General features: G+C 68.6%; 14 protein-coding genes. 8 read left to right on the top strand and 6 right to left on the bottom strand.

Annotated elements, in window-relative coordinates; translation table 11 throughout:
• Positions 1-7: 7 nt before the first annotated feature.
• The 3 genes from E4L96_RS14220 to E4L96_RS14210 all read right to left on the bottom strand — a co-directional run bounded on the left by E4L96_RS14220 (position 8) and on the right by E4L96_RS14210 (position 4,641).
• A complete protein-coding gene (locus E4L96_RS14220) occupies positions 8-3,310 on the bottom strand; it encodes a tetratricopeptide repeat protein (RefSeq protein ID WP_135207883.1) in 3,303 nt (1,100 codons plus the stop codon).
• Between the two features lie 61 nt (positions 3,311-3,371).
• Positions 3,372-3,551: a hypothetical protein gene (locus E4L96_RS14215; RefSeq protein ID WP_135207882.1), complete on the bottom strand. Its 180-nt coding sequence runs from the start codon at positions 3,549-3,551 to the stop codon at positions 3,372-3,374.
• A 7-nt stretch (positions 3,552-3,558) separates the two neighbouring features.
• Positions 3,559-4,641, bottom strand: a complete 1,083-nt coding sequence (locus E4L96_RS14210; protein ID WP_135207881.1) for a hypothetical protein — start codon at positions 4,639-4,641, stop codon at positions 3,559-3,561.
• Between the two features lie 208 nt (positions 4,642-4,849).
• Here E4L96_RS14210 and E4L96_RS14205 point away from each other — a divergent pair, with 208 nt between their 5' ends.
• Together E4L96_RS14205 and E4L96_RS14200 are read left to right on the top strand one after the other, a co-directional pair.
• Positions 4,850-5,641, top strand: coding sequence for a DUF4142 domain-containing protein (locus E4L96_RS14205; protein WP_229414486.1), 792 nt, complete (start codon positions 4,850-4,852; stop codon positions 5,639-5,641).
• Positions 5,642-5,816: 175 nt separating this feature from the next.
• Entirely contained in the window at positions 5,817-8,642 is a 2,826-nt protein-coding gene (locus E4L96_RS14200; protein WP_229414484.1) for a GGDEF domain-containing protein, read from the top strand.
• A gap of 6 nt (positions 8,643-8,648) precedes the next feature.
• Here the strand turns inward: E4L96_RS14200 and E4L96_RS14195 are convergent, their stop codons facing one another.
• On the bottom strand, positions 8,649-9,239 hold the full coding sequence (locus E4L96_RS14195) for an FMN-binding negative transcriptional regulator (RefSeq protein WP_135207880.1): 591 nt from the start codon (positions 9,237-9,239) through the stop codon (positions 8,649-8,651).
• Positions 9,232-9,705: an OsmC family protein gene (locus E4L96_RS14190; RefSeq protein WP_135207879.1), complete on the bottom strand. Its 474-nt coding sequence runs from the start codon at positions 9,703-9,705 to the stop codon at positions 9,232-9,234. Before E4L96_RS14190 ends, E4L96_RS14195 begins: the two co-directional genes overlap by 8 nt.
• A gap of 105 nt (positions 9,706-9,810) precedes the next feature.
• Here E4L96_RS14190 and pdxR point away from each other — a divergent pair, with 105 nt between their 5' ends.
• The gene (gene pdxR / locus E4L96_RS14185) at positions 9,811-11,316 is read left to right on the top strand and encodes a MocR-like pyridoxine biosynthesis transcription factor PdxR (RefSeq protein ID WP_135207878.1); all 1,506 of its coding nucleotides are present in this window, start codon (positions 9,811-9,813) and stop codon (positions 11,314-11,316) included.
• Positions 11,317-11,326: 10 nt separating this feature from the next.
• Here pdxR and E4L96_RS14180 read toward each other — a convergent pair whose 3' ends face one another.
• Complete coding sequence (locus E4L96_RS14180) at positions 11,327-11,812, bottom strand: lipocalin-like domain-containing protein (RefSeq protein ID WP_135207877.1); 486 nt, start codon at positions 11,810-11,812, stop codon at positions 11,327-11,329.
• Positions 11,813-11,908: 96 nt separating this feature from the next.
• Between E4L96_RS14180 and E4L96_RS14175 the strand changes: the two genes are divergently transcribed.
• The 5 genes from E4L96_RS14175 to E4L96_RS14155 all read left to right on the top strand — a co-directional run.
• Positions 11,909-12,775, top strand: a complete 867-nt coding sequence (locus E4L96_RS14175) for a LysR family transcriptional regulator (protein ID WP_135207876.1) — start codon at positions 11,909-11,911, stop codon at positions 12,773-12,775.
• Positions 12,776-12,842: 67 nt separating this feature from the next.
• Positions 12,843-13,421, top strand: a complete 579-nt coding sequence (locus E4L96_RS14170) for a DNA-3-methyladenine glycosylase I (RefSeq protein ID WP_135207875.1) — start codon at positions 12,843-12,845, stop codon at positions 13,419-13,421.
• Positions 13,418-15,052, top strand: a complete 1,635-nt coding sequence (mnmC1, locus tag E4L96_RS14165; protein WP_135207874.1) for an FAD-dependent 5-carboxymethylaminomethyl-2-thiouridine(34) oxidoreductase MnmC1 — start codon at positions 13,418-13,420, stop codon at positions 15,050-15,052. Before E4L96_RS14170 ends, mnmC1 begins: the two co-directional genes overlap by 4 nt.
• 79 nt (positions 15,053-15,131) lie before the next feature.
• Positions 15,132-15,848 carry a sensor histidine kinase gene (locus tag E4L96_RS14160; RefSeq protein WP_135207873.1) on the top strand — a complete coding sequence of 239 codons (717 nt, stop codon included), beginning with the start codon at positions 15,132-15,134 and terminating at the stop codon, positions 15,846-15,848.
• A gap of 11 nt (positions 15,849-15,859) precedes the next feature.
• The coding region (locus E4L96_RS14155; protein WP_135207872.1) for a tetratricopeptide repeat protein at positions 15,860-17,577 on the top strand (1,718 nt) is incomplete at its 3' end.

Genomic DNA, 17,577 nt, shown 5'->3' with positions numbered 1-17,577 from the left:
GGGGAAATCAGATGTCGGCGAGGTGTTCGAACAGCCGCGGAGTCGCCTGCGCGAAGCCGTAGCGGTGGCCATCGGCGCGCAGCGATGCCAGCGCGGCTCGTGCCTCGCCCGATGGCTGCTCGGCCCAGCGGGCATAGGCCGCGATCAGCGCGGTGTGGTGATCCACCCAGCGGCAGGACTCCGGCCCGGCGCTGGCGGCCAGCTGCTCGGCATAGAATTCGGCGGTGATGGTGTCGCCATCGAGCAGCGCCGCCTCCGCCGCGTTCACATAGAAGCGGTAGGCGTTGTGTGCGAGGCTGTCCTGCGTGAGCTGGGAGGCGCCGCGCAGCAGCGCCTTCTTGCGCGTGGTGGCGTCGCTGGTGAACAGGGCCAGGGTGCCGAGCACCCAGGGGCCGATGAAGCGCTGCAGCTTCTGGCGCTCCACGAATTCGGCAGCGTCGCGGATGATGCGTTCGGCCTCGCCACGTTCGCCGCGCAGCCACGCCAAACGGGCCTGGCTCTCCATCAGGAACCCTTCGAAGCGCGCGGCGCCGATCGCACGGGCCATATCCAGGCTGGTCTCGACTTCCTCGGTGGCGCGGTCGACCTGGCCGGTGGCGGTGAGCACCCAGCCCGCGGTCATGCGCGCGAACACCTCGGCGCGGCGGTTGCCGACCTTGCGCGCGATGGCGGCCGATTCCAGCGCATCTGCCACCGCGTCATCCGGCTGGCCGAGGTAGATGCGGGTGGAGCCGAGCGCGGAGCGGTTGGAGGCTTCGATGCCCACCAGCCGGTGCTCCTCGCACATGGCGATGCACTGGCCGAACACCTCGTAGGCCTTCTGCATGCGGCCTTGGGCATAGTACGAGTCGCCCATGCCGGAGAGGGCGCGGGCCTCGGTCTCGGTGGTGCCGCCCGCGCGCGCATGGCGCACCGCGTCTTCATGATGGCGGCGGCATTCGGTGTAGTTCCCGCGCGGGAAATAGATATTCCCCTTCAGGTACAGCAGCTTGCCGAGCGCCGCGTCGGCGTTGATGGAACGCGCCAGTGGCAGGGTCTCGTCGATCAGGCGCTCTTCCTCGTCCAGTTCATCGAGGATGTTGAGGGTGCTGGCCAGGCCGATCACCGCGTCGATCTTTTCCTGCGGGCGGCCGGCCAGCATCAGCGCGTGCTCGTAACGCTCCCTGGCTTGCGCGATGCGGCCCATGCCGGCGGTGGCCTGCGACTGCAGTAGCGCCAAGGTGAAGGACGAATAGCGGGTGGAGTCGGCGGCGCTGCACTGGGCCGTGAGTTCGAGCGCGTCCTCGTACTGGTGCGCGGTGAGCTTGTCGCGGATCGCGCGCAGCATCATGTCGAAGGCGCCCGGATCCTCGGCGCGGTACAGGTGCTGGGCTGCGGCCGCGGGGTCGCGTTCGCGGTACAGCGCGGCCACGCCACGGTGCAGGCGGCGCAGCTGGCCCGCATCGATCGACTCATAGATGCAGTGCATGACCAGGTCGTGCACGAAGGCGTACACGCCGGGCGCCACGCGCCGCACCAGCAGGTTGCGGCCCGCGCCTTCCGGTTCGTAGCTCGCGTCATCGATGGCTTCGCGCAGCAGCTCCAGCTCCCAGCGATTGCCCAGCACCGCGGCGGTGCGCAGGGCGCGCCGGTGCAGCGGCGGCAGGGTGTCCAGGCGGGCCTGGATCAGGTGCTTCAGGCTGTCCGGCAGGTTGTTGTCCGGGCTTGCCAGGAGCTGGGTGAGGAACAGCGCATTGCCCTGCGCCCGTTCGACGCAGCGGCGGCGGTAGGTCTCGTCGAGTTCGGGGAACTGCTCCGCGAGTGCCAGCGCGTCGCGCGGGTTCATGGGGGCGAGGTCGAACACGGCCACCGGCAGGTCGAACAGGTGCGGGCGCAGGGCGCTGTCCAGCGGATCGTGCTCCACGCGCGAAGTCAGCACCCACACGAGCGGCGCCTCGCGCGACAGCGCCACCAGGCCGCCCAGGGCATCGAACAGGTAGCTGTCGCCCCAGTGCACGTCTTCGATGGTGAGCAGCAGGGGGCCCGCCAGCGCCATTTTCAGGATCAGCGTATTGAGCGCGGTGGCGATGCCCTGGTCGCGCACCGCGTGGCTCATGGCGGCATACACGGTCAGCTGGTCGGACGTCATGCGCGCGCCGGTCAGGGCGCGGTAGAAGATGGTCCAGTCGCGCGGGAGGTGCAGTTCGGCCATGGTGGCGTCGATGGCGTCTTCGTCGGTCTCGCCCGCGTTCATGCCGAACAGGCTGCGGGCCAGCTGCTCGAGCGGGGCGCGCCAGCTGTCCGCCCCCGTGTCCTGCACTTCCGCGCTGTGGCAGCGGAAGCCGGCGGTGCGGGCGATCTGTGCGCATTCCTGCGCCAGGCGCGATTTGCCTACCCCGGCCGGGCCGCGCAGGTAGACCAGCTGGCCGCTCTGCATTTCGGTGGCCGAGGCAGCGATCACGTCGAACTGGCGGGTTTCGACCACGCGGCCGACGAGGGGTGTGCGCGCGGTGTCGGTGTCCAGCGGTGCGCCCAGTTCCAGGTAGCCGGGGAAGCGGTGCGCCGCCTGCGCGATGCCGAAGCGCTGCTGCAGCTGCGCGCTCAGGTTGCGGGCCACGTAGACGGGCAGGGCGGAGAACTGGCTGCTGCCGTACTGGCGCAGGTCGGGCACCGCCAGGTCCAGCGGGCTGCCGCTGCCGTCGCCGTCCTGCCTGCGCACCAGGCGCAGGGCCATCGCGCGGCCGCCGTGCACCACCAGGCGGCGCGCCAGCGCGAGCGCACAGCGCGCGGCACGCTCGGCGTCGCTGCGGTAGGCCTGCGGGAGACCGAATACGCAGGTCACGCGGCTGCCGTCGATGCTGTCCACGCGGCCGCCGTACTGGCCGGCCACGCCGGCGATGTCGTGCAGGGTTTCGCCTTCCGGCTCGGGCGCGGAGGACAGTTCGATATGCAGCTGGATCACGTAGCGCACGCCTTCGCTGGCCACCACCAGGGCGTCGCCGGGCGGCGCGGCGGCTGCACTGGGGGCGCTTGGAGCGGGCAGGGTGGGCGCCTCGCCGTCGTCCGGCGCGAGCGCGCCTTCGGGCAGCAGCTCGTCGAGGGCGACGTCGAGGATGGAGGCGAGGTGGCGCGCGGTGCGGTACAGCACCGGCTTGCCGGTTTCGGCGCGCTTGATGGAGGCGATCGAGACCGGGACCTGGCGGCTGAAGCACAGGTCGGCGAGGGCATCCTGCGACAGGCCGCGCGTCTTGCGCAGGGCCTTCAGCAGTCCGGCGTCAAGGACGATACGGCCGTCGCTGGGCTGGACTGGCAGGGATGACTCCGCATTCATAACGGAGACTATAACATTGCCGTGCGGCTATTAATAGCACGGGGCAGGGCGACTGTTGGTTTCAGGCGGCACGGGCGGGCATGGTCTCGTCCTTGGTCAGTAGGGATGATTCGGCCGCCCGCAGGCGGGTGTAGACAATCTGAAAACCCAGTTCCATCAAGCGTTGGTCCGCCTCGGTGTGGCCGCCACAGCAGCTGAACGGCAGGCCGGTGGCCGGGGTAAGGTCGTCTTCCTTGCACATGGCGGGCTCAGAAGTAGGAGCTGGCGTTGGCCGGGTGCTGGGTCGACGGGCCGATGATCAGCGGCATCGGCGACAGCGGGCGGGTCACGCTGTAGCTCTCGTCCGGCCCGAGGTCGAAGGTGGTCAGGGTGACCGCCAGGTCGTGGCAGTTGGCGCCGGTGTAGGTGCCGCCGATGGTCCCGCTGACCTGGACCCCGGACTCCAGGGTGAACAGTCCGGACATCGTGTACGGCACCGTGATGGTGGTACGCATCGCAGACACCAGGCACATCATGGACGAATTGGCCTGGACCGCGGCCGGGGCGTTGAAGCCCCAGGTCTTGGCGGTGGTGGTGGCGCCGTTGCGGGTGAACGGGTGAGCCGCCTCGGCCGTCAGGATCACCTTGCCGTCGACCATGATCGGGATGCGTGACTTGATCTCCAGACTGCAGGCCGCAGCCGAGCCGAGCTCATCCTGCCAGCCCGCGGTATCGGAGACCGTCACGGAGCCGGTGATCAGGCTGGTTTGCGCCTGGGCGCTGTTGTTGCGGACGGTTTCGCGGTACAGGTCCGAGGGGCGGGACTGGACGATCTCGGCGCCGTCCAGGTCGTAGTCGATGCGTACCACCTCGTCGATGGCGCGCACCGGGTCGGTCACGCCGGTGCTCCAGACCACGCCGCCGAAGTTGGTCGGGCCGCTCCCGCGGCAGATCGAGAACTCGCCGTTGTCGCGCAGCACGGCGTAGAACTGGCCGCCATCGGCCGTCATCTGGGTGCCCCACTGCCAGCCCTGGTTGGCGGACAGGTCGTCCCCACGGTAGACGCAGAAGTTGCCATCGCTCTGGACCAGGGCGAAAAAGCGGCCGCCGGGTCCGGCCCGGCGCGAATCCCACAGACAGCCGCGTTCGCTGGCCGCGTCAGCCCCGCGCAGCACGCGGAACACGCCATCCTCGCTGAGCCGGGCGTGGAACATGCCGTTGCCGGAGACGATGCTGTCCTGCAGGCCGAGGCAGCGGTTCATGGGGAGAATCGCCTGGAAGCGGCGGCCCCCGGCGCCGGACTCGCGGGCGGCGCGAAATTCATGGACGAGGGCGGTGGTGAGCTTGGTCATGCTGGGTTCCGGTGCGGTGAACTGATGGGGTGAATTGTCCCGCTGCAACTAAATGCTCAACAGTCCAGAGCGGTATCACGTTCGTATCAGTTCGGTATCAGACGGTCTGCGCCGGCCGATAGTTGCTGATCGGCTAACGCGCGCGGTCAGAACAACAACGCCGCTAGACTCAGCTCGATAACCACCCGCATAACAAAGGAGAACAACGATGGCAAAGACAATGTGGCAGGGCGCCGTGGGCGCATCGGCTCTGTTCCTGGCAATGTCGGCAATGGCGCAGACGGCCCAGGCACCCGCGAACCCCAACCAAACCACCGGCCAGCGCGGCACCACGGCGGCCGGCGCCACCGAATCGGGCACGCCGCAGTCCAATAACCAGAAGCTGGCCAAGGACCCGACCAACCAGATGGGCGGCTCGGGCGGCACCAGCGCGTCCGGCATGGCGTCCGGCCAGGCCTCGGCCGCAGGCTCGGCGCCCGCGTCGGCCATGGCGAAGAGCAGCCTGAACAAGGCAGACCAGGCTGCCGTGGTGGACATGGCGATGGCCAACATGGCCGAGGTCGAGATGGGCAAGATGGCCCAGACCAAGGGCACCAGCGATGAAGTCAAGCGCTTCGCCCAGCAGATGATCGACGACCACAGCAAGGCGCTCACCGAAGTGCAGCAGCTGGCCCAGGCCAAGAACGTCATGCTGCCGGGCTCGCTGGACGCCAAGCACAACGCGGAAGCGGCCAAGCTGAACGGCATGTCGGGCGCGGCCTTCGACAAGGCCTACATGGCCAAGGGCGGGGTGCAGGACCACACCATGGTGCTGGCCAAGCTGAAGGGCATCTCCAAAAAAGCCAAGGATGCGGACGTGAAAGCCCTGGCCGACAAGATGATCCCGACGGTCGAGCAGCACCTGAACGCGGCCAAGCACGACTCCACCGGCAAGGCCAAGATGCCGCCGGACGTGGGTGGCGCCAACGAGCACGCCCAAGGCAAGCAGCCGGCGCACTGATCTCGCGCTGTCCTGGTCGCCGATTCCGCCACAGCCTGGTCTCACGGCCCGGTTGTGGCGTGTTGTCGTCTGCGCATTGCCTTTTAGTTGCAAGACATAGTTTCGCTACAGCATCACTTATGAAATAATCGTGGATACCGCCGCACCCCCGCGGTTTCTTTTCCGGGTTATCCACGTGTTCGATCTGTTCGTTCTGGACGAGGCTGTACAGCAGCGCGAAGCGGCATTGCCGTCCCTGCTTGGCCGCGAACGCCAGCGCGAACTGGTTGCGCTTGCCTGGCATCTGCGCCAGCGCGCGCCCGCGCGGGCGGCCAGCCTGGTAGCCGAAGCGCGCTCCCAGCTGCATCTTCTGGATGAGCCTGGCCGCACGCTGGCCGACGCCCGCTGCCTGCTGGTCGAGGGCGAGGCCGTGTGGCTGTCCGGCGCGCTGGATGCCGCGCGCGCCGTGGCCGACCAGGCCTTTTTCGCCTTTGACGCGGCCCACGATCCGATCGGCCGCGCCGACGCCCGCTGGCTGCGCGCCTGGATCGAGATGGACCGCGGCTGCGCCGCCCTGTGCGACGCCGAGCTGGCGCTGGCCTCTGAAGATGCCCGGGCCGCCGGCGACACCCTGCGCACCGACGTCTTTGACGCCGCCGCTGCGCTGTTTGCCGTGTTCCGCGACCTGCGCACCGCGCAGGAGCGCTGGGACGCGCGCTTCGCCGTGGACCTGGACGGACTGCACCCCGCCGCCGCGGGCTGGATCCACGACTACCTCGGCACCAGCGCCTTCCAGGCCAGCGATTTCGGGAGCGCCGTCAGCCTGCTGATGCGCACCTACGAAGCGGCCGTCGCCACCGGCCAGGTGCGGCGCGCCATCAACGTGGCCACCAACATCGGCAACGGCTTCACGAGCCTGAATGCGCACCATGCCGCGCTGGAATGGATGCAGCGCGGGCTCGATCTCGCGCGCCCCACCGGCTGGCCGATGAGCATCGGCCTGGCCTTGATGCAGACCGCCGAGACCCTGCGCCAGCTCGGCCAGCGCGACGCGGCGCTCGACCTGCTGCGCGAGGCGCTGGCCACGCTGCAGCCACTGTCCGGCTCCCGCGCCTACGCCATCGCGCTCGAATACAAGGGCGACCTGATGCTCGACCGGGGCGACTACGAAGCCGCCCTGCGCAACTTCACCAAGCTGGTGGAACGCGGCGAGGCGCTGCGCCAGTCCGACTTCCAGTCCGGCGCGCGGCGCGGCAAGGCGCATGCTCTGTCGATGCTGAATCGCCCGCAGGAAGCGCTGGAGGCGGCGCTCGACGCGCTGGCCATGGCGCGCCAGCACGGCGACGCCTACAACCAGATCGCCGCGCTCAAGGTGCTGGCCCAGATCCACGCGCAGCACGCGCTGCCGCTGCCGGCCGGCGTGGCCGCGCCCAGCGCCGCGCTGCACTACTTGCAGGAGGCGCTCGCGGTGGCGGGCACCATCGAGGGCTACACGGTTCCGGGCGATCTGCTGGACGCCGTGGCCCACGAACACGCCCACCTCGGCGACTACAAGCGCGCCTACGAGGTGGCGCTGGAAGCCGGCGCCGCGCGCGACAAGACCCACAGCCGCGAAGCCACCAACCGCGCGGTTGCCATGCAGGTGCAGTACCAGACCGAACGCGCGCGCACGGAAGGCGAGCACCATCGCCAGCTGGCGGCGGCGGAAGCGCAGCGCGCCGAGGTGCTGGCCCAGACCTCCGCCACGCTTGAGCACCTGTCCGCGATTGGCCAGGAGATCACCACGCACCTCGATGCCGCCGCCGTGTTCCGCGCGCTGGACCGCCACGTGCATGGCCTGCTCGATGCGACCCACTTCTCGATCTTCCTGCTCGAAGGCGACGGCCAGTCGCTGCGCTGCGCGTTCGGCATCGAGGCCGGCAAGGCGCTGCCGCCGACCCGCTTTTCGATCGACGACGAACACGCGAACTCCTCGCGCGCAGTGCGCGAGCGGCGCGAGATCCTGATCGAACTGTCCGCAGACCAAGCCACGCCCGCACTGATCCCTGGCACCTTGCAGACTCTGAGCCTGCTGTTTGCCCCTCTGACCGTAGGCGACCGCGTGCTCGGCGTGATGACCGTGCAGTCGCTGCACCCGCATGCCTACGGCGCGCGCGAGCGGCTGATCTTCCGTACCCTGTGCGCGTATGGCGCCATCGCGCTGGATAACGCGGCGGCCTACCGCCAGGTCGCGGCCACGCTGAAGACCCTGTCCGCGACCCAGGCCCAGCTCCTCGACAAGAACCTGGAGCTGGAAGACGCCAACAAGAAGCTGGAGGAGGTGAGCCTCACCGACCAGCTCACGGGCCTGCGCAACCGCCGCTTCTTCCTGCAGCACGTGGACGCGGACGTGAATATGAGCCTGCGCCGCTACGACGATCCGCTGCGCATGGGCGAGTCCTCGGCGCCCGGGCGTGACCTGGTGTTCTTCATGGTCGACATCGACCACTTCAAGGAAGTCAACGACACCCACGGCCACGGCGCGGGCGACGCCGTGCTGGTGCAGATGCAGGAGCGCCTGCGCGAAGTGTTCCGCGACTCGGACTACGTGATCCGCTGGGGCGGCGAGGAATTCCTGGTGCTGGCGCGCGCCACGCACCGAGACGAAGCGAAGGTGGTGGCGGAGCGCATCCGCAGTGCCGTCGCCGGCCGTGCCTTTGTCCTGCCGGATGGGACGGAGGTCTACAAGACTTGTTCGATCGGTTTCGCGTGCTTCCCGTTCTTGCCGACGCACCCGCGCATGCTGTCATGGTCGCAGGTGGTGGAGCTGGCGGACCAGGGCCTGTATCTGGCCAAGCGCTCCGGCCGCAACGCCTGGGCGGCGGTGTACGCGACCGCCGAGTCGCGCACCGAGGGGCTGTTCGACTACCTGATGCACCATCTGGAAGACGCGCTGGCCGAGGGCGAAGCGCGCCTTGTCACCAGCCTGGAAAAGGTGGAGCTGCCGAAGGGCGCCAAGAAGCGGCGTCTGGGTCTGAACTAAGAGCCGTCAGCCGAAGGGCACCGGCACCGCCGCGCTGATGCGCTCGAACTCCGCGCCGGTGCGGTTGCGGGATGCCTTCCATTTCCCTTCCATGCGCGCGATGTCGATCTCGATGCCGACGATCGCGGAGAGCAGTTTGTCCAGATACTCCTGGGGAGTATCCCTGACCTGCCACGGCTGCGCGCGCCCCGCCTCGTGCCGCCGCGTGAGCGCATCTACCGTGGTCAGCACCGCCTGCGGATCGTCGACCGCGCGCAGCGTGCCGTGCGCGTGGACCACCGCGTAGTTCCAGGTTGGGACGACTTTCCCGCTCTTCGTCTTTTCATCGTACAGCGCCGGCGTGACGTAGCCATCGTGCCCGCGGAAGATCACCAGCACCCGTCCGCCCGTGCGCTGCCAGAGCGGATTGGCACGCGCGACGTGGGCCCGCAACGTACCGAACGGCGCTCCCTCGCTGGGCGGCAGGATCAGGAAGGGGACATGGTCGGCGGTCAGGCCGTCCTCGGTCTGGATGACGACAGCGCCCAGCGGATGCGCTTCGATCAGCGCGTGCATGTCCGGCACGCTGTCGTGCGGGGTGAAAGCGGGCTTATACATCGTGTGCGGGTGCCTCGACGGTGATGACGGTCTTGAGTGAATTGGCAACGTAGCAGCGCTCGTGCGCCATGTGGTGCAGGTGGTCCAGCTGTTCCTGCGTGGGCGCCGTGCCGGAGAACGCGATACGCGGACGCAGGGCGATGTGCGTCATCGCGAGCTTGCCCTCGGCATCCTGATCCAGAGTGCCGGCCGCGGCGTCCACATAGCTATCCACCACGAAGCCGCGCGCGGCGGCCAGCGACAGGAAGAACAGCATATGGCAGCTGGATGCCGCCGCGACCAGGGCTTCCTCCGGATCGACGGCCCGCTCGTCCGACATCGGCAGCGGCACCGACAGCGGTGACGAGGACGCGGGCACGCGCGCGCCGCCATCGAAGCGCCATTCGTGGGCGCGGCTGTAGCGCTGATCGGTGAAAGCCTGGGCGCCACGCTCCCAGACGGTCGTGGCGGTGAACTGCTTGGACATCGGTGTTCTCCTTGCTGATCGTGCCTTCATGGTACGCTGCGGATTGGCTTGTCCAAATAGCCAATTCTGGCCAATGCAGGCAGGCCAATCATTGGTTACCGATCCGTGCATATCGCCGACATCCTGAGCAGCGTCCCGCTGGACGCCCAAGCACGCGCTCCGCTGTTCCAGCAGCTGGGCGCGGGCATCCGCGCCGCCATCCTCGATGGCGCCATCGCGCCCGGTATGCGCCTGCCGCCCACCCGCACCCTGTGCACCTTGCTGGGCGTGTCGCGCCAGACTGTGCTCTCCGCTTACGAACAGCTGACCGCCGAAGGCTATTTGGAAGGGACGGTCGGCCGTGGCACCTTCGTCGCCGCGCATCTGCCGGGCCGCACGCAGGCGCCCACCCAGCCGGCACGTGCGGTGCGCGGCCTGTCCGCGCGTGGCCGTGCCTTCGCCGCCTCCATGCGCGGCGTGCGCCATCACGACCAGCCTGCGCGCGCCTTCCGCGCCAGCATGCCCGCGCTGGAGCTGTTCCCGTTCGATGTGTGGAACCGGCTGGAGGCACGGCGGCGGCGCCACCCCGACCACCATTTCGGCTACGGCGACCCGGCCGGCTACCTGCCGCTGCGCGAGCGCCTGTGCGAATACCTGGGCGCCGCGCGCGGTGTGAGATGCACGCCAGAGCAGGTGATCATCACCTCCGGCTCCCAGCAGGCGCTGTACGTGCTGGCGGTAACGACGCTGGATGAAGGTGACGAAGTGTGGCTGGAGTCGCCCGGCTACCAGGGCGCCTGCGCACCGCTGCGCGCGGCCGGGGCCAGCATCCGCACCGTGCCGGTCGCCGAGGATGGATTGGACCTCGCCTGGGCCGAGCGCCGCCTGCCGCCCGCGCGGCTGGTGTTCACCACGCCCTCGCATCACCTGCCGCTGGGCGTGACGATGTCGCTGCCGCGCCGCCTGGAGCTGCTGGCGTGGGCGCGCCGCCACCGCGCCTGGATCGTGGAGGACGACTACGACAGCGAGTACCGCTACAACGGTCCGCCGCTGCCGTCGCTGCAAAGCCTGGACCACGCGGGCTGCGTGATCTACGTGGGCACCCTGTCCAAGGTGCTGTTCCCCGGCCTGCGGCTCGGCTACCTGGTGGTGCCGCCCGGCCTGGCGGAAGACATCGCGCGCGCCAAGGCCGTGATCGACCGCCACAGCCCCATCGTGCCGCAGATGGCGCTGGCCGATTTCATCGCGCAAGGCCATTTCGCGCGCCACATCCGCCGCACCCGCGCGGCCTACGCGGAACGGCGCGCCGTGCTGCTGCGCGAACTCGATCGCCATGTGCCGGACCTGCTGAGGTGCGGCCCGTCCGACGCGGGGCTGGACCTGTGCACGCACTTCCGCATCCCGCTCGACGAGGCCGACGTGGTGCGGCGCTGCGCTGCCGCCGGCATCGAACTGCGCGGCCTGGCCTACTACCGCAACCCGAACGCCGTGAAAGCCTGCGACGTCCCGCCTGGCCTCCTGCTGGGCTTCTCGTCCGTGCCGCCGGACGCGATCCGGGACGCCGTGCCCCGCCTCGCTGGCGCGCTTGCCGATGCAGCAGCTGCGGTGGAGGGCGCGCGCCGCCTGCGCTGAGCAGGCCGGATCAGCGCACGCGCTGCCATTCCACTTCACCGCGCGCGCCGGCGCCTTGCGTCGGCGCGGCCACGGTGTAGCGCAGGATGTCCCCCGTCAGTTCCAGCGGCCGTTCCTGCACCGTGCCGTTCCAGTTGGCGTAGGTGGCCTGCGCGATCTGGAAGACGATGGCCGCGCCGCCCTGCGTGAGCTGATAGCTGCCCGTATGCGCGTTGGCTTCCAGCGCCGCGGCGCGATATTCGTCCGGGGTCCCGTGCGCCTTGTCGCCCGCCGCGATCCTGGTGCGTTGCTGGCGGTAGATCTGCATCGCATAGTGACCGCTGCCGTCGAATAGCAAGCGGCCCTCGGGCTGCGGTCCGTACAGCGCCTGCACCCGGCCATCGGGATAAATATTGTCGACGCGGCGCAGCGTCCAGCTGGTGTTGGCAAGGGGATCGGCCGCCCAGGAAGGCGCGCTCGCGCAGCATGCGGCGAGCAGCAGGAGGGTTCGTAACATGGTGAGTCTCCGTGTCGGGAAAAGGTGCCCAGATTAGCCATGACGCGCCCGCGAAAAAATCCCAGCCGATGCACGGGTCCCGTGCATAATTGCACCATGAGCTTGAATGACTGGGATCATGTGCGCACTTTCCTCGGCGTGGTGGATGCGGGCTCCGTGTCCGCGGCTGCACGCGCCATGCAGGTGGAGCACACCACAGTGGCGCGCCGCATTGACGCGCTGGAGCAGCAGCTCGGGCTGCGCCTGTTCGACCGCCTGCCACGCGGCTGGGCGTTGACGGCGGAAGCGCAAGCCATCGTGCCCACGGCGCGCGCGGTCGAGACCCAGATGTTCGCCCTGCTGAGCGCCGCCCAGGCCGAGGTGCCGCTCGCGGGCACGGTCCGAGTCTCGGCGCCGCCCGCCCTGGTCTCCTGCCTGCTGGCACAGGCGCTGCCCGCCGCGCTGGCGCGGCATCCGCAGATCGGCCTCGAATTGCTGGCCGAAACCCGCACCGCCGATGTGCAGCGGCGCGAGGCCGACATTGCGATCCGCTACCGCAAACCGGACGCCCCGGGGCTGGTGGCCAAGAGCCTCGGCACCGTGCACTACGCCTTGTACGCGGCCCCGCACTATGCCGCCCGGCGCGCGCGCGAGGGCGGCTGGGCTTACCTGGGATTCGACGCGAGCCTGAAGGATGCCCCGCAGTCCGTCTGGCTTGAGCGCCATGCGCAAGGGCAGCGCTGCGCCATGCGCTCCAACGATCTGCTGGCGCTGGCCGCAGCCGCGCGCGCGGGCCTGGGCGCCGCCGTCCTGCCCAGCTACGTCGCGCAGCACGTGCGCGGCCTGGAGCAGCTGGACGTGCCGTGCCCGGTGCAGCGCAAGCTGTGGCTCGTGATGCACGAGGATGTGCGGCGCGCCCCGCGCGTGCGCGCCACGGCGGATGCGCTGACCGGCGTATTCGACGCGCAGGCCACGCTGCTGTAACGGTGGCGGGCCGCAAGACGCGCTGCCTCCAGCTAGAATAGCGCGGTCATCTCCATCACCAATCATCATGAGCAAGACGCGCTGCAGCTGGGCCAACATGGCCAACCCCCTGTATATCGCCTACCACGACGAAGAGTGGGGCGTGCCCTGCCACGACGAACTGCGGCTGTTCGAGATGCTCAACCTGGAGGGCGCACAGGCCGGCCTGTCGTGGGAAACGATTCTCAACAAGCGCGCCAACTACCGCGCCGCCTTCGACCAATGGGATGCGTACAAGATCGCCCAGTATGGCGACGACAGGATCGCCGAGCTGCTCGCCAACCCCGGCATCGTGCGCAACAAGCTCAAAGTGAACGCCGCCATCACCAATGCCCGCGCCTACCTGCGCATGCGCGAGGAAGGCCACACGCTGGACAGCTACCTGTGGGGCTGGGTGGATGGCCAGCCGCTGGTCAACCGCTGGGCCAAGGGTGAGCGCCCGGCGCGCACGGATATTTCTGACCGGCTGTCCAAGGACCTGTCCAAGCGCGGCTTCAAGTTCGTCGGCTCCACCATCGTCTACGCCTACATGCAGGGCATCGGCATGGTGGACGATCACGATCCGTCCTGCTTCTGCCACGTGGACCAGCGGGGACGCTCGCAGTGACGCGACTCGCGCGCTTCACCGTCTTCGATGCGCAGCTCACCGCAGAACGCATCAACCGCCATATCGCCGCGCATGCGCACAAGGCGGAGCGCCTGCACCTGGTGGGTATCGATCACGGCAAGCTGCCCGGCGGCCACCGCATGCTGCGCGAGGACGGCATCACCGTCGATCTGTTCTCGGCCGCCATCGACAAACTGGTGCCGGAGCTGGGCACCCGTTTCGATGCGCTCTACGTGGACGGCGTGAGCGAAGCGGGCACCGGCTGGATCCGCGGGCTCTCCAAGCTGTGCCAGCCCAACGCCGAACTGCACGCGCAGGAGCAGCTCACCGCCGCGCAGACCAAGGCGTTCGAAGACACGGGCTTCCGCTTCAGCGACAGCGGCAACGGCGGCGGCCAGCACGCCGTCTACACCAGCCGCAAGCCGCAACCGGCAGCGCCGCCACTGCCGGAGCGCAGCGCGGTCGTCATCGGCGCCGGCATCGCCGGCTGCGCCATCGCCGAACGCCTGACGGCGCGCGGCTGGCACGTCACGCTCGTCGAACGCCATCCGCTCCCGGCCAGCGAGGCCTCCGGCAACCTGGCCGGCATCTTCATGCCGCTACTGTCCAGGGACGACAACATCAGCACGCGCCTGACGCGCGCCGCCTTCCTGTTCACGCTGCGCTACTGGGACCACATCGGCGCGGATGGGCACACCTTCCTGGGCCAGCGCTGCGGCGTGCTGCAGGTCGCGCGCGACGCCGCGCATGCGCGCGTGCAGCGCCAGATCGCCGAGCATTGGGGCTATCCGCCGGACTACGCCCAATGGTTCGAGCGCGACGAAGCCGGGGAACTGCTCGGCCACCCCGCGCCCGATGGCGGCTGGCTGTTCCCGCAGGCTGGATGGGCGCGCCCCGCCAGCGTGTGCGAGGCCATGCTCAGCGCGGCCGGTGACCGCGTCACCCGCATCTTCAATACCGGCACCGTCACGCTGAAGCGCGTCAACGACGAGTGGCATATCGAGAACGAAGAGAAGAACCTCGTCGCCAGCGCCGCCACCGTCATCATCGCCAACGGCGCAGGCGCGCTGGAACTGGACCAGACCGCACGCCTGCCGCTGGCGCGCGTGCGCGGCCAGGTCACCCACCTCGACGCCACCACCGTCCCGAACCTGCCCTGCGTGGTCTGCCGCGAAGCCTACATGACGCCCGCCGTGGAGGGCGTCGTCAGCACCGGTGCCACCTATGACGACATCGCCGATCCGCTGCTGCTCCCCTCCAGCCACCACGAGAACATCCGCAAGGCCCGCTCGCTGCTCGGCGAACCGGCGCTCGGCACCGAGGCGCCGCTGGCAGGCCGCGTGGGCTTCCGCTGCATCCCGCCGGACCGGCTGCCGCTGGTCGGCCCCGTCCCCGACCATGACTCGGCCGCGGGGCAAAAGCTGGAGCGCCTGCGCGACGTCCCGCGCCACCCCGGCCTGTACGCGCTGCTCGGTTACGCCTCCCGTGGCCTGATCTGGTCCCCGTACTGCGCCGAGATCCTTGCTGCGCAGCTGGAAGGCGAGCCACTTCCCCTTGAAAACAAGCTGCGTGACGCGCTCGACCCCGGCCGTTTTGTGCTGGCGAAGCGCAAGCGCCACACTCCGCCCTGAATTTGCGCCGTATTGACCGACAGTCATCGCGCACCCGTATATAATTGGCATACGGCAACTTTCTTGGCCGCTTCCCATAATGGACGATTCGACAAGCTCCAGCGACCTGTCGCTGTTCCTCGCCTCCACGGCGCACGACATGAAGAACTCCATCAGCGTCCTCGCGGGCACGCTGGAGGGGCTGCTCGCGCGCACCACACCGGAGACTGAAGCGGCCACGAAGGACTACGCCCAGATGGCGCACATGCTCTACCAGACCAAGCGCCTTAACGACAACCTGATCCAGCTGCTCGCGCTGTACAAGCAGGTCGGCAAGCCCGAGTACCCGTTCGACATGCAGCCGCTGGAACTGGGCGCGCTGGTGGAGCAGGTGGTCTCCGCCGAGCGCGTGCTGCTCAAGTCGAAGAACATCGCACTGGACCTGGACTACGACCCGCATCTGGTGTGGCACTTTGACGAAGACCTGATCATCGGCGTGGTGGGCCACGCCATCAACAACGCCATCCACTACACGCGCGACCGGGTGCGCCTCGCGATCGCGGTGGTGGACAACTGCCTCGAAATCCGCGTCGAGGACAATGGCCGTGGCTACCCGCCCGCCATGCTGGAAGCCTCCGCCGCCGCGATGACCGCGCAGCGCCAGGGCGTGAACTTCCTGACCAACAGCACCGGCCTCGGTCTGTACTTCTCCAGCGAGGTGGCGAAGATGCACCGCCACCGCGGCCGCACCGGCCATCTGCGGCTGGAAAATGGCGGCGCCTTTGGGGGCGGCTGCTTTGTCCTCACCTTGCCCTAGCAGGTGCGCGCATGTTCAACAACGAGCTTCCGACCTCGATCCACAACGTCTCGTGGGGTGAAAAAACCTACCTGGTGGTGGATGACTTCATCGGCGTGCGCCAGCTGCTGCGCGAAAGCCTGCGTAACCTGGGCGCCAAGAACATCGACCAGGCGTCGTCCGGCGGCGAGGCGATCCAGCTGCTGGCCAAGACCCGCTACGACGTGGTCCTGTGCGACTACAACCTTGGCGAAGGCAAGAACGGCCAGCAGGTGCTGGAAGAAGCGCGCCTGCGCCACCTGCTGCTGCCCTCGTCCGTATGGCTGATGGTGTCGGCCGAGAAGAGCGTGGAATCCGTGATGGGCGCGGCCGAGCATCAGCCGGACGCATACCTCATCAAGCCGATCACCGAGGGTGTGCTGCTCACGCGCCTGAACCGCGTGTGGCACAAGAAGCAGGTGTTCCGCGAGATCGACCAGGCCTACGTGGAAAAGGACTACCTGCGCGCCGCGCGCCTGTGCGAAGAGCAGATCCCGCTGAACCGCGTGCACGAGATCGACCTGCTGCGCATGAAGGCCAACCTCCTGACCAAGGCGGGCGAGCCGGACAAGGCGCGCCAGGTCTACGAGCGCGTGCTGGAGCAGCGCGAGTACCAGTGGGCGCGCTCGGGCATCGCCAAGATCCGCATGGCCAACGGCGAGTTCGAACAGGCCCGCCAGATTTTCCAGAGCGTGATCGCGGAGAACCGCTATTACATCGATGCCTACGACCAGCTGGCGGCGGCCTACCAGAACATGGGCATGCACGAGGAGTCGTGCAGCATCCTGGAACGCGCGACCAAGCTGTCGCCCAATTCCGTGGGGCGCCAGCGCAACCTGGGCAATGTATGCCTCCGGCTGGGCAACATCGGCATGGCGGAAAAGGCCTTCCGCAAGTGCATCGCCATCGGCGAGTACTCGGTGATGAAGACGCCGGATGCTTACCTGGGCCTCGCACGCGTCTGCGGCCGCAAGAACGATCCGAAGGAAGCGCTGGTGCTGCTGCACACCGCGCTGCGTGAATTCGCCACCGACCAGATCCAGCTGCGCGCCAAGATCACCGAGGGGCTGGTGTACCACGAGTCGGGCGACTACCGGCGGGCGCGCCGTGCGGGCGACGAGCTGGAAGAACTGCTCAAGATGAACGGCGAGCGGCCGGACGTGCCGACCTGCCTGGAGATGGCGACGCTGCTGTTTGCGGTCGGCGTCAAGGATTCACCAGTGGAGCTGCTCTGCTACGTCATCAAGAACAACCACGACAACACGCTGCTGCTGGACGAGATCCAGCAAATCTTCGACAAGGCGCGCATGGGGGACGAGGGCAACCTGCTCATCATGTCGTCGAAGAAGGAGGCGTCCAACCTGATGAACCAGGGCGTGCTGCTGTGGAAGACCGGGAAGGTGGAGCAGGCCATCGAATGGATGCGCGAGGCACGCGCGCAGCTGCCCAACAACCTGCGCATCCTCTTCAATGCGGCGCAGATCCTGATCTCGCACATGCACCAGAAGGGCTACAGCAAGCAGCTGCACGAGGAAGCGACCGAAGTGCTGATGCACGTCGACCGCATCGCCCCGGGGCAGCAGCGCTTTGCTCAGCTGATGGAGCAGCTGGCGATGATCGCCGCGCGGCAGGCCGGGGCCGCGCCAGCGACTGCGGCCGAAGGGGCGGAAGCCGCGGCGAGTGCTGGCGCACCGGCCGCCGTGGCACCGGC

This window comes from Zemynaea arenosa (assembly GCF_004614185.1).
Taxonomy (GTDB): domain Bacteria; phylum Pseudomonadota; class Gammaproteobacteria; order Burkholderiales; family Burkholderiaceae_D; genus Telluria; species Telluria arenosa.
The sequence above is the reverse complement of the archived record's forward strand: the minus strand, read 5'-3'. Positions and strand labels throughout refer to the sequence as shown.